Here is a 13,173-nt window from a genome sequence, read left to right as displayed (position 1 = left end):
CAGGAATTGGCCGTTCCACCGCAGCGCGTGGCGCAGATCCAGCCCCAGGCGGGGCCGCATAGTCACCGTGGCGCCGCGGGCACCGATGCCGATGGAGGAAAACAGGTTGTTTTTCACATCCAGTTCTATATCCGCCCAGCAGCGCCCGTTTTTTGCCCAGACAAAGCCGCCAAGGGATACATCCCCGGATATCCGCAGGATCTCCACCTTCTGCGTCAGCCGTGAGGAAAGATGGTCATGTTTCATCCACATCGCCCTCCGCACTGGGCAGCAGGTTTGTGCTGTGCATATCCAGGATCTGCATGGCTGTTGGATTTTTCCCTGTGTACTGCGCCGTGATCTGGTGGTTGTCCACCATTTCCGCCGCAATGGCCAGCACCGCGTAGGCGATATCCTCCAGGTCTGACGCTTCAACGTCCAGACCGGTATATCCGGCGGCGAATGCCTTGGCTGCCGACAGCGCTCCCTCACATTCCGCCTTCTCCACATCCAGAAGGGCATCGTAGTCCATGTAGGTGACGATCAGGCGGGCGAATGCGGCAACGTTCTTTGCGGTCAGTTCACAGGGCTTCACAGTCATTTCTCCTTTTTAGCCGTGTCTTTTTTCTCTTCTTTTTCTCCGGCCCCTTCTGCGGGTGGTTCAGCGCCTGGGGACTTTGGCGGTTCCACCGTTTCCAGATAGCCGCAGGCAAGCAGCGGGGCGGCGACGTCTTCAGGGACGTCGCGCACCTCATTTGCGGCCATGCAGATCTGCCCGGCAAAACTGACAGTTGCTTTTACCTTCATAGTCCCTCCAATCAGGCACCGGCCTTCATCGCCAAAACGGCGATCTTCTGCTTGTTCTCCACCTTGGAGTCAACCTCCATCCAGCAGATGACGCCCACGGCGTGCTCGTCGGCGAACTTCTCCCGCAGGACCTGCACGCTGGGATTCTCGGCAACCTTCACAGCCAGGCCAGTGGGGTCCAGGTAGGTGACAGCACGCTTGCCGGCGGCCATGTCGGGCATGCTCTGAGAGACATACACATCGTGGCCGAACAGGCTGTAGCCCCACTTGGAGGTGGCGTCCTTGTTCAGCAGATAGTTTCCATCGCCGTCCTTCAGCTTGCGGATAGCAGCCCGGGTGGCCCGGCTCATCACCCAGATGCACCCTGCCTGCAGCTTGTCAGGGATGCTCTCCTGCAGGTCGATCAGCTCATCAGCGGTAATTGCGGTAGCGGCAGCGGCGGTGACAGAGGGAGCAACCTTGGACAGTCCCTCGATCTTGCCATCCGTGCCGTTGATCAGCTCGTTCTCGATCCACTCAGATACGGCCTCGGCCACCTTGCGGATGACATAGGACACGATGTCGAACTTGGAGTTGTTGACCAGGGACATGGAGATCTTGGTCAGCGCACCGGCCAGGAAGCCCGTCAGAGAAATGCTGGTGAACTTGCCGGAGGTGGAGGTCAGGGCGGTAAACTCGGCGGCATAAGCCATGGTGATCTTCTGAGTGGATTCATCGTAGCTGGGGATGGTCAAAGTGCCGCCTACATCGTAGTGGGTAGACAGATGATACAGCGGAGAGATCTCCTTGACCATCTCAATGATCTTGTTGGCAATGCTGGTGGGAATGACGGCACCGTTATCGCCAACGGTCATGTTGACGGCGGCCCGGGTCTCCATCTCGGGAGCGATGCCGCGGATATAGCACTCAAAGGCCCGGGTCTCCAGATCTTCCTGGGTATGTACAGGCTCGTCGGCGGCTGCGGCGCGGGTCTCCACTTTACCCAGGGCATGGGCCTGGTCGGCTGCGTCCAGGGTGGCGTCGATGGAGCGCACCTCGCCAAGGATGCCGGCATAAGTAGTCTGCTCCTCCTCGCTAAAAGCGCGGGTCTCCGTCTCACAGGCCTGCACCATGCTCTCCAACTGGCCCATCAGCTCCGCACGGCGCTCACTTAGCTTTTTCAGGTTAAAAGGTCCCTTCATGTTCACATTCTCCTTTTCATCTTGTAGATCTCAATGGTTTTACTGGCACAGAACATCACGCTTTCGTCCTCTGGCGTCAGGGTGGTCGTTTTGTCCTCCGTGGTCCGCTCCGTCTGGCGGATGTAATCAACACCCTCCTCCAGCGGTTCGTCAACACGGTATTCCACCAGAATATCGCCGTCATCACGGGTCTCAACGCTGGTGGCAATGTATGCCGGGGTCTTATCCAGCAGGGATACCTCCCGCAGCTCCATCTCGTCAACGAAACGGTGCCGGGTACCGTCTTCATCAGTCTTCCAATGGTCCTTCCGCTTCACAAATCCGAATGACCAGCCCCGCAGCTCCGAACGGTCCGCCGCAGAAATAACGTCGGCATCCGATACCACGGCATTGGCCCGCAGGCCGATATTATCCTCCCGCAATTCCAGTTCGTCTTTGTTCTTCGTGGAGCCCAAGGTCTTCTGGTGGTTCCAGCGCAGCTCCACCGGGCTGCCGGACGCAAGGGCCTTTGCAAAAGCACCCGGCATGATCTGTTCCACATAGGGTCCCTGCTTGTCATGGAGCACTCGGGAATCCCGGCCCACAACGTTCACATAGCCGCTGACCGCTATGCTTTTCCTGTCTGCTCTGATTTCAACTCGCATTTGGCGCGCCTCCTCCTTTCTCCTCAACTTTCGCCCATTCCTTGGTGTTTGGCGTATACATCATCTTGGATTCCGGGTCATAGATGACCGTATCCAGGCCCAGGCGGATGAAGGTCAGGCCCAGCGGATTCCTGCCCTCGTCATAGCGGACTTCATCCAGCTGCATCCAGCCGTTCCGAACAGCGATCTCATAGGCCTGATAGCGGGACAGCATATCTGTGTTGTCCAGCACGTCCATGTCCACCTCGAAAGAAAGGGAGCCTTTCTCCTCCTCCAGCAGGCAGGAACGGTTCAATGCAGTCTGTAAGGCCTTTACTACTGGCTGGATGGCAAAGCGGACTGTGTTTTTCAGATCTTCAGCCGTGGCGCCGCCCTCCAGAACGGATGGGACGATGCAAAAAAGCTTGTAGATCTCCTGGTCATTGACCCTTTTGTTCTCATTGAGCTGGCTGTCCACAGCGGTCTGGCTGGCGTCCTGGAATTCTATACCGTCATTCAGGACCACCACGGTTTCTTCAGAGGAATTTCCGTATAATTTCCGCCAACTGGACTTCAACTGGTCGATTACTGCCTGTGACAGCCGGCTTTTCGCTTTCAAAAAGCCCTTTTTGGAGCCTGTCCGCATGGTGTGGTTTTCGTACAGCAGGGCATTCAGCATGGTTTCCAGCTGCGTGGGACTCTCTGCTACCACACCGATGCCGGTGGCGCCGTCTCGGGTGTTTCTTAGGAGCCGCAGGATCTCGTAATCGCGATAGCAGTTTCCGCCGATGTAAAACCGTGCCGTTTTGTAGATAGGGTCAGCGCCAATCTCCGCGCTGACCTGCAGCGGATCCACATAGTAGAGACCACAGATGCGGTTTTCCACCCAATCCACATAGGTGTAACCGTTCCCCGGCAGCAGGTAGTCACGGATCAGCGTACACTTCCACTGAAAAGCGTCCAGAAGGTCGCCGGTTTCCTCATTCAGCAGCCGCAGGCGGTAATCGTCGGTCACTTCCACGGATCTCCCATTTTTTGTCCGATAGAGCCGGATAGGCAGAGAAGCCACTGTACCAGCGATGAAGCTGATACTGCTGCTGACAGCCGGGATATTCAGCACCGTGGACACTGTGACCTTACTGCCGCCCAGGGCGGCCCGCAGCGCCGTGTCCAGGTGCGCCTCGTCCAGAATCTGCTCCTGCGACCGGGTCTCTATTGGCTCTTCCAGGCCGAAGAGCCTATTCCAAAATCCTATCTCCATCACCTCAGATCACTTGGATGCCCCAGGAAACGGCCCCGTTAGTGAGCATATCCACCTGCAGGAGGTACACGGCGTCAATGATGGCCATGACCATATCCACCTTGCCGGCGGACCGTTTCTTGTTTACGTATTTGTTCAGGTTGGTATCTTCCGTACACCGGGCATTCTGGAAGTTGATTTCCAGCAGCCGGTTATCATCGTATGCAAACTCACGCTTTAAGATTGCCTCCCGCAGCAGTTTGGTGGGCGGATGCAGGACAGAGGAGTGTTGCTTGACCTCCACGCATTCATATCCGGCAGCCTCCAGCTTCTGGACCGTGGAGATGGCGTTATAGCGGTCATAGCCTATCTGCACGATTTCTACGCCGAACGTTTCTTCCAGGCTCATAACCAGCCGCTCCACGAAACCGTAGTCGATGACCTCCTCGCCCTCGGCAAAGCAGTTTCCGGCAGCGATCAGCTTCTTGTAGTCCACGTTCTCTTTTTGGCTTTTGATCTCCACCCGGTCCTTTGGAAGGATCCCCCAGACCTTGGCGCGGATCTTGCCGTTGTCCTCGGCCACCATGGAAACGGCGGTATTATCGTCCGTCTGAGCAAGGTCCAGCCCCACATAGACACGGCGGCCCTTCCACCATGCCGGATCCTCCTCGATACGGCACCGCTTGACCTTCTGGACGTCCACATAGCCCTCCACGCCCAGGCCCTTATACATGATGTTGCAGTGCTTACAGAGGAAATTCTCCCGCTTATTCTCATAGAGAACAGCCATGGAGCGGAGATCCTTGATGGATTCAAAGACTTCCTGGTTGTTGACTGCCACGGGATTGGCCTGATAGATCACCAGGTCATCCTTTTCCCACCGCTTCCGGAGCGCGTCGTCCGGCTCATACAGCAGGGCGAACACGTTTTCCTTGTCCAGTACGTCATCCAGCACTTTTTTCGCAATGTCGATCTCATCGATCATCACATTATTGTCGTTTGGGTACTGTGTGGAGATAATGATGCCCAGTTTGTTTACCAGGGTGATCTGGGAGGACCGCATGGCCTCCACGGGGTAGCTGTCCAGAGCTCCCGCCTCGTCGGCCAAAAAGATGTTGGCCAGACGGCCGTCCATGCCATCGTTGGAATAGGCCAGGGGCGTATACTCAATCTCGTTGATCAGGCAGGTGATCATGTCCCGGTTGACCTTGAAATACTTGACCAGGGCAGGAGAGACCTTGATGATCTTCCGGACCGCCAGCCGAAGCTCCGAGGACAGCTTGTAGTCCGGAGCCACGGAGAAGAACCGGGAAAAGCGGGGCTCCGTCAGCATCCCCAGGATGAAGATGACCGCACTGTTGAATGTTTTGAAATTCTTTCTGGCAATCTCCAGGATCGCTGTCTGGTAGAAGCGCCGGTCATCGCCTATTCGAAGCGTGCAGAACACCGCCACAATGAGGAACCAGGCGTAATCCTCCAGGCCCTCGTACATGGAGCAGTGCAGATCCGGGTGAACCATCAGCTTCAGCAGCCGGCATATCTTCCGATAGGCTTTTTCGCTGACATAGGCCTGCTTATGCTTGCCGTCGGCGATCCTCAGCCACTTTCTGGCCTGAAGCTTGACGTATTTGCCGACTTTCTGATTCCCCCGCTGGACACACCACTGCGCGTACTGGTAGGCTCGGCTGGTGTCAATCATCGTCCATCAGGGCATCCATCAAAGGATCCTTTTTCTCCTTCGTTTTCTGAGCGGCCAGATTGCCCAGCTTGGCCCGAGCCTGGGGCGACAGGCACAGCTCGTTGCACCCCCGCCACAGGTCATTTTGATATTTGGCCCGGCTGTTCTGGGTTGCGGTGCTCAGCATCAGTTCCGGCCTGTCATCGATCATTCTGTTGATCGTCCGAAGGCGGTCAATGGCAACAGCTGTGCTCTCCAGAACGAAAACATCCAGCTTCCCCAGGATCTCACTGTCGGCCAGACCGGATACGATGTAACGGAAGATCTCTTTTTGGCTGTCAGTCATCCCATCAGGTGGAACCGGCGGCGCACATTCGCCCCGCAGTCTATCCTCTACGTTCTTGCGGACAGCAGCGTCATCGCTGGCAATGGCACCAGACTTCACTTTGACCGATTTTGCGGGCCGTCCCACGTCCATCACCTCTCAAATGCGGCTCCCATATGCGGCGGAAGCACTTTTCATTTCTAAAATTCATTGTGTCCAGAGGGCCGCTGTTGGTCTTGAGCCAAACCCTCCAAAAAGCCAGTATCCCACCGGGGGGATGTTACAGCCAGACCATGAAGGTACTCCCGTGGGATATTTCCTGCCTCAGCCATCTCATGATGCTGCGTGCAGCAGGTCACTAAATTGTCATCTGCAAGCCGAAGGTCAAAGCACTCTTCCAAAGGTTCAATGTGATGCACCTGCAGCGGTGTGGGTTTCCATGGCCAAGTGAACACGCCATAGCGCCCATCGTTGCAGATCCGACACAGGAAAAAGTCCCGGCGGACAATCTCCTTCTGTTTTTTCTGCCAAGTGTAGCTCCGGCGAAATCGGTCCACGACAACATTCCGATGCTTGGCTGGCGCTGGTTTCTTTGGGCACTGAAATCCACTGGGATGGATCATGCCGCAATATCTGCATGATTTCAGCATTTGTCCTCCGTATGCAAAAGCAGGACAGAGACTTCCCCCCAGTCTCTGTCACTGCTTCTGGCCCAATACTCATGCCGCCTTGGAGCCGGGCGACTCAGAAAGGAGGTGAGGTATGGCTATTGAAAGCCTTTCCCGACATTTACGATAACATAGATTTTGAAGCCGGTGTCCCGGATATGGGACAAAACGAAAATTTATTTTTTTCCGAGAAGAGAATCTGTGCTCACACCGAAAAATTCAGCCAGCTTTACGATGATGTCAGCCGTCGGTTTTTGTTTTCCCTGCTCATAGCGGGCTAAGGTACTCTTGCTTACGTCACAGAAGTCCGCAAGTACTCGAAGGCTCACATTCTTTGACTTCCGTAGTTCCCGCAGCCGCCTGGGAAAGCCGCTCATTTTTTCCACGGCCATTTCCCTCCCTTTGGATTCTTCATCGTAAGTTGCCGGAAGATCTGACGCAGCCAGTAAAACACCGGGAATCCATTTTGACGTCCCGCATCCAGGTACTGCCGCCGGCGCCTCAGCAATGCCTCCAGCAGCGGACCGTGCGGCCCATGCTTATTTGCCTGCTTAGCCACGCCTTGAGAGACGCATGTCCTTTCCCCGGAGCTCCGCTGAATAGAAATTGGAGGCAGTCCTTCGGCGCACGGCGATGGGGAGTCGCGCCGGATCCGCGTCATTTTTAACTTGGCCCGCCCCCAGTCCCTGCGCTCAGGTGTCGGCGGATCCGGCGGATCCTCCAGCGGCCCGCGGGCAACGTACAGCCGGTAAGCAATCTCTCCCATGGCGTCCATGTTGTCGAAAATAACTTTCCTGTAGCCGGTATATCTGCCGATGTTGGATAAAGCCCGGTATATCGCCCGCAGAATTGACGAATGATTTGTGCCTGTCAGTGCGGAGATCTCCCGCAGGGTCATCCACTCGCCATAATACAGGTACACATAGACTGCCTGCGTCTCCGTCATACAAGCCATGATGATTTTGGAAACTGCCGGATCACGCATATCCAGCCGGACAGATGACAGGTGCAGCCGATTGTCACTCTGGCGCTGGGCCTCCCTTTGGAGGGCAGCCTTTGCCCGCTGCAATGTCCTGGATACGACAGATCTATCTACCCCAAGCCGGTGCGACATCTCCTCCAGCGTCATGCCCGTCCTGCTCCAGAGGTCAAAGACCTCCCATTCACGTTCAGTCATCAGCTCCCGGCTATCGGCCAGCACATCTTTCAGGGCTGCGCGGCCATCTGCGATCTTATCATCCAGGCTCTGATCCTCGTGGAGCCAGTCCACATACTGCTGTTTATCCGGCGCCCATTCGCCGTACTGGCGCGGCCCCTTGCCGCCTACACGCCGCCCCGGAGTCAGGGCCCGCAGCTGGGCGTTCACGTCCAACAACTCTTCCTCAACCATGAACAGTGCCAGGTTATCCCCCCGGCCGGCAGCCTGCAGATCCAGCTCTTGTTTCTTTCTGGCCTGAAGCACTTTCTTCCTGGCTTTCAGTTCGTCAATGGTCATCGCGTGTCCTCCTGGCTTTCCAGTCCACCGCTGCGCCATTCCCGGACCGGGGCACGTCATAGTAGCCGGAAAGCAGATGCGCACTTTCACGGATATCCCGGAGAGCCTGGTGCAGCTGATCCAGCTCCCACTGTTCCGCGCCCTCCGCCCGGCGGCGGTCTATGTACATCCGCATTTTTGCGGCGGCCTCACGATATTCAGCCGCCATTTCCTTCATAGTACTCATATTTCTCCTTAAGCAAAATCACTACCAAAAGTTGCTTCCGAGCAGTTGCAGAAATTGGTGGTGATTTGCAGGCACTTCTCTTACCAAGCTATGGGAGCGCAGAAAACGGTAGTGATCGCCTTACGAATTTCTGTCTGGGTGTTTTTGCAAGGACAGCTGAGTATCGGAGTAGCGTCGAAACAGTACTACCGTCGATGCCGACGCTAGCACTGTTTCGACGCCGCCCGATGGCCTGGCATAGTAGTAGGGGCATTAGTCAGTTCAGACGCCTAAAGCCTTACGGGCACAAGGACTGACCTCATCGGGTGAATCCAATTTTGCAAATTAGCAAAAAAGTTATGAAATTCGATAGTTACCCGATAAGGAATGACCCAGGGTCTATATAACCTGGGTGAAAAACCAGACTGTCAATTCGAACAAAATGTAGAGATTCCAGCACTTTGAAGGCTGTTGCGTGGAGTCCCTTTTTCGCCTCCTGAAAATGGGCCAAAATGGGATATCCTGTTTCGCCAGGAAAAGTTGAAATTTTTGAGATTTTTATAATTTGGAATTGCCAGCTTTTAGCTGCATCCTCAGCCTCTTGGTTTCTTCCCGCAGCCGGTCATTCATGCGGTCCAGCCCCCCGCCACTGGAACTTGCTGCCGTTCACGCAGTCCCGGCAATAGCAGGGCAGTCGGCACTCCAGGCATTCGCAGTCACACTCCGGATTATCGCCGTTATGGCGGCAGTATGTACAGTTCTCAGATAAACAGGATGCCAGGTCCCGTTCCAGCGCCTGCCGCTCCGCGATGGCCCGGTTGGCCTTATCCGTGGCGGCGGAACAGGCCTTTGTCAGCTCGTCCGCCTGCTTCCTGGCCTCCGCCAGCCGGCGGCCCAGCTCCGCCCGGGCTGCTTCGCTCTCCCGCAACGCGGCGGCGCATTGCCGCAGGGCGTCCTCCGCCTGGCGGATGATGGCACATCCATGTACCGAACAGTTATGCTCGTGGCCACAGCCAAAACAAGCCAGACTTCCCGTCTCCACCTTCAGATGATCTAAAGCATCCAGCAGAGCATTAAGATCCTGCATTTGTTTTTCCTCCTTCTGACCCACAGCGCAGGTCGATCTCATATTCCTCCCAGAGTGTGTTAATGACATCCGTAAGGTTAATATATCCTTGGGTGATACTTTCAGCAGTATTTCCTACTTCATGCCAGAGTTTGACCAATTGCGCACGCTCCCAGCCCTCTTTATCCAAAAGTGTCAGGAATACAATAGCCTGCGTCTGCCGAATGGCAATGGAAGTGGCCGTCAGCTTCGCCCGTTCTACATCCGCCCGGCTTGCTGGCTGCCGGCGGGGATTAACTTTCGTTTTGCCGCTCATGTGTTTTCTGTGCCAGCCCGGTTCAGGCTATCTCTGAAATATAAATTCTCAAGTGCATATCGTTCGTCAAATGGACGGAAGCCCTCACCGCAGGCAGCCCGCAGCGCCCGATCCACTTTTCCTTTGGTGTAGACGATTTCTGGATCATCAGAGCCGTCAACTACACACATTTGGGCATACTCCCGGAACATATTCATGAATGCCTTCTGAAAGCGAGTATTGTACTTCGGCCCAAACTGAAATTCGTCGTGCAGTGTGATGATGGCAATGTCCAGGGCCTGCTGCAGCGTAAAACCTTTCATGATTTGGATATTTTCCTCTAGGATCCGTATCCGCTGCTGCGCATGAAGCAGCTGCACGTAGGTATTAGGCTTCGGCATCAGTCGGCACCTCCGTCTGCAAGAACTTTGTGATGCAATCATCACAGCTGGTATGTTCAAATGTTCCACGGGTACATGGAATAGGATCATTTCTACGGAGCCGGTCATTTGGGCAGGGAAGCAGCTTGGCAAGGAGATTTGGCGGGAGGGATCGGATCCAATCAAGATGAGACATATGCATATCGCCCTCATGGATCTCTACATACCACCCACAACCACAAGTCCGCTTAAAGTATCCAGCTTCGGTATCACATTCCAGCGTTCCTTTACCGTTTCCAACAGTCGCACAGCCACACTTTGGGCATACGGCATACAGTTCTGTAAGCTTTGCGGAATCAATTGCTGTCACTGCGTTGTTCCTCCTTGAGTTCTTTCCTGGCCCTTGAAAGCAGCCATGATTCGATGCATCTGTCACATGTATGCTCATCCACATAAAGGCGGCGGCACTTACTTACATCGTCATACCGGCATACGCCGGCAGCTTGCAGGACTTTGGATGCAATCTTCACCGCCCGCCGCTCGACTGTAAACGCGCCTGATAAATGCGCCATAGATATTTCTCCTTTCGCAATTGAGGATGAACTCCAGAAATTTTGTCCAGAAAAGGGACTGCCGGAGGGCACATCCCCAGATAATTTTGCGGCATTAGTACGTTCTCTTTGCCTTAAAAACAATTTTTCAGGCTTCACAAGCCATTGCGGCGCAACAGATCGAGCATGAAAAATATATGTCTGTTGTTGAGCCGTTTTTTTGCGTTTTTGACATACTTTTTATGGGATTTCCTCGCGGCAAAGTCCATCCAGAACGTCACAGAGCCACAGTGCATTTTCCGGCGTTGGATCTTTCCTGCAGGCAATCTTGGCTGGTTCTGTGTTCTTCAGGATCATTACATGATGCTTGGACACTTTGTCCCAGAACTCCCAGGCTCCTTGTGCCTGCTCATACTCCCGCCGGATCCTACGCTTTTCTGCGGCGGCCATGTCCCGACTGAGTATCTTCTTATGAAATGCATCGTAGACATTCCTGATGGCTGTGTAAGCCATTTGATCAGGGAGTGGAAGGCCGTCGGGCATTTCGTCGCCGCGCATGGCTTCTCGCTCCCATGGAAATGAAAATGTCGCGCTCATAGGCTCATATACCACTGGAGAATGTCCACAGCGGACTCCCATCCATGACAGACCTTCCAGGCATATCCCTGAGCCTGAAGCTTATCGCCCCACCACTCCTGTTCTTGGGAAGTATGACCAGTCTCGGACTTCATTTCGATGTACAGACCGTGGTACCGGCCGCGGGGGACCGGCAGACACAGATCCGGGACACCGGGCTTTACGCCCTGCTGCTTTAGGTGCTTTGCTTCGATGGCATCCCGGGTACCGCCATTCGGAACATGGTGCAGCAGTGCCAGCTCCGGCCACTGCCGGCGGATGGACGGCTGTTGCGTCCACTTAATAACGGTGGCCTGATGCTGAGCCTCACTTGCCATCTTCGACTACCTCCACAAAGGATGTTGCCACTTTATCTCCAGGCTTTTTCTCCTTTCCCTGGCGTACTGTGTATCCGTTCCGGGCCAGGATCACGATTACTGCGTCTCGGTCATCCGGCTTTGCGATTTTCAGCTTCATGCCTGCCTCCGTTTCTTTGGCTCGTTAAAAATCCGATTCAGGATCTGACTGGCGTCACCTTTGGTTAGTCCAGACGTGTTAAAGCCCTTGCATCGAGCCTTGATGATTTGAAGCTGTTTAGGGGTGGCCGGAGCCTTGCCCCACTTTTTCACCAGCGCCAGATCCCACAGATGGCGGCTGTCAAGATGGTCACGGATGAGAGTGCAATACACTTCATCGACGGCCTCCTGCATTCCCATTTGGCGGCCGTCTCTGAGCTTCACTATGCCTAAAGCGTCAGGACATGGGATGACGATGGATCGCTTGTTCGCGAGGGAACACACTAGGGAGCCATCCGGCATTTTGAAGAAGTTGATGTCATGAAGCTGGTATTTTTGCTCCTGCGCCCACAGGTCAACAATGCGAATATTTTTGATCCAGCTTTCAGGAGAATCGGCTGCTGCCTGAATCTTCGCCGGCAGTTCAAACAAATCCCCTTCGATTTCAGATTCTTTGCGCTTCGGTACATTCTCCATATCCAGGCCCAGCAGGGAAGGGGCTGTGCAGAGGCTAGCTTTGCCAGTGACGCCAACACAGTCAATAAGCATCAGCTTCTGCTTGCCAGGGTAAAGCCGAAGGCCCCGCCCTACCATTTGCGCATACAGGCTGTCTGACTGGGTGGGCCGTGCGATGATGACTGTCTCCACACGGGGGATATCGGTGCCCTCGGTGAATACCATGCAGTTGACTAAGCAAGGGATTTTTCCGACTGTGAAATCCGCAATGATCGCAGCCCGTTCCCTGGTCTCACCGGTGACTACCACGGCCCCGGGGATCCGTTTGGCGATCTCCTCCGCCTGATGGACACTGACAGCGAAAATCAGTGTAGCGCCTGTGGCGAGATCCCGGTATACCTGGGCAATGGCATCGGCGGTACCGTCCATGGCTTCGTCCAGTTCTCCAGGAGCGTAATCGCCGCGGCGAGTATGAACGGCGGATAGGTCAAATCCAATATCGACCCGCCGACAGGTGATATCGCACAGATATCCGTTCTGAATGCCCCAGCGGAGATCCCGCTGGAAAATGATCTTGCTGAAGACTGTATCCAGGCGGACCTTATCTCCGCGGTTGGGCGTAGCGGTGAAGCCAATCAGCTTCTCCGGCTGGAAGTAGTTGAAAATTTTCCGATATGTACCAGCAGCGGCATGATGCGCTTCATCACAGATGATGAGACGGAAATCCTGTGGGTCGAAATTGCCCAGACGGCGAACCATCGTCTGCACACTGGCGCTGACGACCTCCTCACCGTGACTGTGATTCTGTGCTCGCTCAATGCCATAGGAACAATCAAAATATTTTCGGGGCTGTTCCACCAGCTCTTCGCGGTGAGAGAGAATCAACATCCGCTCACCATGGCGTGGAAGATTGGCGAATGTCACTGTTTTTCCGAGACCAGTTGCCATCTGCGCCAGATATGCACCAGGCGGCTGAGCCTCGATAGTAGAAATGCACTCTTGCTGATACGGTCTAAGCTCCATATGAGCCTCCTAACGTGGAACCGTGGAACCATGTGGAACCGATGGTGCCACGGCTATACTCCTTGCGGCGC

General features: G+C 55.0%; 20 protein-coding genes and 1 pseudogene. 1 reads left to right on the top strand and 20 read right to left on the bottom strand.

The window, feature by feature from the left end:
* The 8 genes and pseudogenes from Q0Z69_RS13065 to Q0Z69_RS13030 all read right to left on the bottom strand — a co-directional run.
* A pseudogene (locus Q0Z69_RS13065) lies at positions 1 to 246 on the bottom strand (hypothetical protein); the annotation flags it as partial.
* A complete protein-coding gene (locus Q0Z69_RS13060; RefSeq protein WP_298034378.1) occupies positions 236 to 574 on the bottom strand; it encodes a hypothetical protein in 339 nt (112 codons plus the stop codon). The gene Q0Z69_RS13060 and the pseudogene Q0Z69_RS13065, both read right to left, overlap by 11 nt.
* A 2-nt stretch (positions 575 to 576) precedes the next feature.
* Positions 577 to 786 carry a hypothetical protein gene (locus Q0Z69_RS13055; protein WP_298034376.1) on the bottom strand — a complete coding sequence of 70 codons (210 nt, stop codon included), beginning with the start codon at positions 784 to 786 and terminating at the stop codon, positions 577 to 579.
* An 11-nt stretch (positions 787 to 797) separates the two neighbouring features.
* Positions 798 to 1,967 carry a phage major capsid protein gene (locus Q0Z69_RS13050; RefSeq protein WP_298034375.1) on the bottom strand — a complete coding sequence of 390 codons (1,170 nt, stop codon included), beginning with the start codon at positions 1,965 to 1,967 and terminating at the stop codon, positions 798 to 800.
* Positions 1,968 to 1,969: 2 nt separating this feature from the next.
* Entirely contained in the window at positions 1,970 to 2,611 is a 642-nt protein-coding gene (locus Q0Z69_RS13045; protein ID WP_298034372.1) for an HK97 family phage prohead protease, read from the bottom strand.
* Positions 2,601 to 3,851, bottom strand: coding sequence for a phage portal protein (locus tag Q0Z69_RS13040; protein WP_298034369.1), 1,251 nt, complete (start codon positions 3,849 to 3,851; stop codon positions 2,601 to 2,603). The genes Q0Z69_RS13045 and Q0Z69_RS13040 overlap by 11 nt, the downstream gene beginning before the upstream one ends.
* A gap of 4 nt (positions 3,852 to 3,855) precedes the next feature.
* Positions 3,856 to 5,529, bottom strand: coding sequence for a terminase large subunit (locus tag Q0Z69_RS13035; protein WP_298034366.1), 1,674 nt, complete (start codon positions 5,527 to 5,529; stop codon positions 3,856 to 3,858).
* Positions 5,522 to 5,980: a P27 family phage terminase small subunit gene (locus tag Q0Z69_RS13030; protein WP_298034363.1), complete on the bottom strand. Its 459-nt coding sequence runs from the start codon at positions 5,978 to 5,980 to the stop codon at positions 5,522 to 5,524. The genes Q0Z69_RS13035 and Q0Z69_RS13030 overlap by 8 nt, the downstream gene beginning before the upstream one ends.
* A gap of 445 nt (positions 5,981 to 6,425) precedes the next feature.
* Between Q0Z69_RS13030 and Q0Z69_RS13025 the strand changes: the two genes are divergently transcribed.
* Complete coding sequence (locus Q0Z69_RS13025) at positions 6,426 to 6,782, top strand: hypothetical protein (protein ID WP_298034360.1); 357 nt, start codon at positions 6,426 to 6,428, stop codon at positions 6,780 to 6,782.
* Here the strand turns inward: Q0Z69_RS13025 and Q0Z69_RS16910 are convergent.
* The 12 genes from Q0Z69_RS16910 to Q0Z69_RS12970 all read right to left on the bottom strand — a co-directional run bounded on the left by Q0Z69_RS16910 (position 6,678) and on the right by Q0Z69_RS12970 (position 13,102).
* Complete coding sequence (locus Q0Z69_RS16910; RefSeq protein ID WP_367272316.1) at positions 6,678 to 6,893, bottom strand: helix-turn-helix domain-containing protein; 216 nt, start codon at positions 6,891 to 6,893, stop codon at positions 6,678 to 6,680. The two genes, Q0Z69_RS13025 and Q0Z69_RS16910, sit on opposite strands and share 105 nt — an antisense overlap.
* Entirely contained in the window at positions 6,875 to 7,996 is a 1,122-nt protein-coding gene (locus tag Q0Z69_RS13020; protein ID WP_298034357.1) for a hypothetical protein, read from the bottom strand. Before Q0Z69_RS13020 ends, Q0Z69_RS16910 begins: the two co-directional genes overlap by 19 nt.
* Complete coding sequence (locus Q0Z69_RS13015; RefSeq protein WP_298034356.1) at positions 7,986 to 8,222, bottom strand: hypothetical protein; 237 nt, start codon at positions 8,220 to 8,222, stop codon at positions 7,986 to 7,988. Before Q0Z69_RS13015 ends, Q0Z69_RS13020 begins: the two co-directional genes overlap by 11 nt.
* A 601-nt stretch (positions 8,223 to 8,823) precedes the next feature.
* Complete coding sequence (locus tag Q0Z69_RS13010) at positions 8,824 to 9,288, bottom strand: hypothetical protein (RefSeq protein WP_298034353.1); 465 nt, start codon at positions 9,286 to 9,288, stop codon at positions 8,824 to 8,826.
* Entirely contained in the window at positions 9,275 to 9,583 is a 309-nt protein-coding gene (locus Q0Z69_RS13005; protein WP_298034350.1) for a hypothetical protein, read from the bottom strand. Before Q0Z69_RS13005 ends, Q0Z69_RS13010 begins: the two co-directional genes overlap by 14 nt.
* Positions 9,580 to 9,963, bottom strand: coding sequence for a hypothetical protein (locus Q0Z69_RS13000; RefSeq protein WP_298034347.1), 384 nt, complete (start codon positions 9,961 to 9,963; stop codon positions 9,580 to 9,582). The genes Q0Z69_RS13005 and Q0Z69_RS13000 overlap by 4 nt, the downstream gene beginning before the upstream one ends.
* Positions 9,950 to 10,390 carry a DUF3797 domain-containing protein gene (locus tag Q0Z69_RS12995; RefSeq protein WP_298034344.1) on the bottom strand — a complete coding sequence of 147 codons (441 nt, stop codon included), beginning with the start codon at positions 10,388 to 10,390 and terminating at the stop codon, positions 9,950 to 9,952. The genes Q0Z69_RS13000 and Q0Z69_RS12995 overlap by 14 nt, the downstream gene beginning before the upstream one ends.
* Entirely contained in the window at positions 10,299 to 10,514 is a 216-nt protein-coding gene (locus Q0Z69_RS12990) for a hypothetical protein (RefSeq protein ID WP_298034342.1), read from the bottom strand. Before Q0Z69_RS12990 ends, Q0Z69_RS12995 begins: the two co-directional genes overlap by 92 nt.
* A 219-nt stretch (positions 10,515 to 10,733) precedes the next feature.
* Positions 10,734 to 11,051, bottom strand: a complete 318-nt coding sequence (locus Q0Z69_RS12985) for a hypothetical protein (RefSeq protein WP_298034340.1) — start codon at positions 11,049 to 11,051, stop codon at positions 10,734 to 10,736.
* A gap of 35 nt (positions 11,052 to 11,086) precedes the next feature.
* Positions 11,087 to 11,446 carry a VRR-NUC domain-containing protein gene (locus Q0Z69_RS12980; protein WP_298034338.1) on the bottom strand — a complete coding sequence of 120 codons (360 nt, stop codon included), beginning with the start codon at positions 11,444 to 11,446 and terminating at the stop codon, positions 11,087 to 11,089.
* On the bottom strand, positions 11,436 to 11,585 hold the full coding sequence (locus tag Q0Z69_RS12975; RefSeq protein WP_298034335.1) for a hypothetical protein: 150 nt from the start codon (positions 11,583 to 11,585) through the stop codon (positions 11,436 to 11,438). The genes Q0Z69_RS12980 and Q0Z69_RS12975 overlap by 11 nt, the downstream gene beginning before the upstream one ends.
* Positions 11,582 to 13,102, bottom strand: a complete 1,521-nt coding sequence (locus tag Q0Z69_RS12970; RefSeq protein WP_298034332.1) for a DEAD/DEAH box helicase — start codon at positions 13,100 to 13,102, stop codon at positions 11,582 to 11,584. Before Q0Z69_RS12970 ends, Q0Z69_RS12975 begins: the two co-directional genes overlap by 4 nt.
* Between the last annotated feature and the right edge of the window lie 71 nt (positions 13,103 to 13,173).

The organism is uncultured Dysosmobacter sp. (genome assembly GCF_947631165.1).
Taxonomy (GTDB): Bacteria; Bacillota; Clostridia; order Oscillospirales; family Oscillospiraceae; genus Oscillibacter.
This window is presented reverse-complemented; position numbering and strand designations above follow the sequence as displayed.

Bases quoted from the DNA above. Each gene is read 5' to 3' on its own strand.
- Q0Z69_RS13055 (WP_298034376.1), bottom strand. From the start codon at position 786: ATGAAGGTAAAAGCAACTGTCAGTTTTGCCGGGCAGATCTGCATGGCC.
- Q0Z69_RS13050 (WP_298034375.1), bottom strand. From the start codon at position 1,967: ATGAAGGGACCTTTTAACCTGAAAAAGCTAAGTGAGCGCCGTGCGGAG.
- Q0Z69_RS13045 (WP_298034372.1), bottom strand. From the start codon at position 2,611: ATGCGAGTTGAAATCAGAGCAGACAGGAAAAGCATAGCGGTCAGCGGC.
- Q0Z69_RS13040 (WP_298034369.1), bottom strand. From the start codon at position 3,851: ATGGAGATAGGATTTTGGAATAGGCTCTTCGGCCTGGAAGAGCCAATA.
- Q0Z69_RS13035 (WP_298034366.1), bottom strand. From the start codon at position 5,529: ATGATTGACACCAGCCGAGCCTACCAGTACGCGCAGTGGTGTGTCCAG.
- Q0Z69_RS16910 (WP_367272316.1), bottom strand. From the start codon at position 6,893: ATGGCCGTGGAAAAAATGAGCGGCTTTCCCAGGCGGCTGCGGGAACTA.
- Q0Z69_RS13020 (WP_298034357.1), bottom strand. From the start codon at position 7,996: ATGACCATTGACGAACTGAAAGCCAGGAAGAAAGTGCTTCAGGCCAGA.
- Q0Z69_RS13015 (WP_298034356.1), bottom strand. From the start codon at position 8,222: ATGAGTACTATGAAGGAAATGGCGGCTGAATATCGTGAGGCCGCCGCA.
- Q0Z69_RS13010 (WP_298034353.1), bottom strand. From the start codon at position 9,288: ATGCAGGATCTTAATGCTCTGCTGGATGCTTTAGATCATCTGAAGGTG.
- Q0Z69_RS13005 (WP_298034350.1), bottom strand. From the start codon at position 9,583: ATGAGCGGCAAAACGAAAGTTAATCCCCGCCGGCAGCCAGCAAGCCGG.
- Q0Z69_RS13000 (WP_298034347.1), bottom strand. From the start codon at position 9,963: ATGCCGAAGCCTAATACCTACGTGCAGCTGCTTCATGCGCAGCAGCGG.
- Q0Z69_RS12995 (WP_298034344.1), bottom strand. From the start codon at position 10,390: ATGAGCATACATGTGACAGATGCATCGAATCATGGCTGCTTTCAAGGG.
- Q0Z69_RS12990 (WP_298034342.1), bottom strand. From the start codon at position 10,514: ATGGCGCATTTATCAGGCGCGTTTACAGTCGAGCGGCGGGCGGTGAAG.
- Q0Z69_RS12985 (WP_298034340.1), bottom strand. From the start codon at position 11,051: ATGCGCGGCGACGAAATGCCCGACGGCCTTCCACTCCCTGATCAAATG.
- Q0Z69_RS12980 (WP_298034338.1), bottom strand. From the start codon at position 11,446: ATGGCAAGTGAGGCTCAGCATCAGGCCACCGTTATTAAGTGGACGCAA.
- Q0Z69_RS12975 (WP_298034335.1), bottom strand. From the start codon at position 11,585: ATGAAGCTGAAAATCGCAAAGCCGGATGACCGAGACGCAGTAATCGTG.
- Q0Z69_RS12970 (WP_298034332.1), bottom strand. From the start codon at position 13,102: ATGGAGCTTAGACCGTATCAGCAAGAGTGCATTTCTACTATCGAGGCT.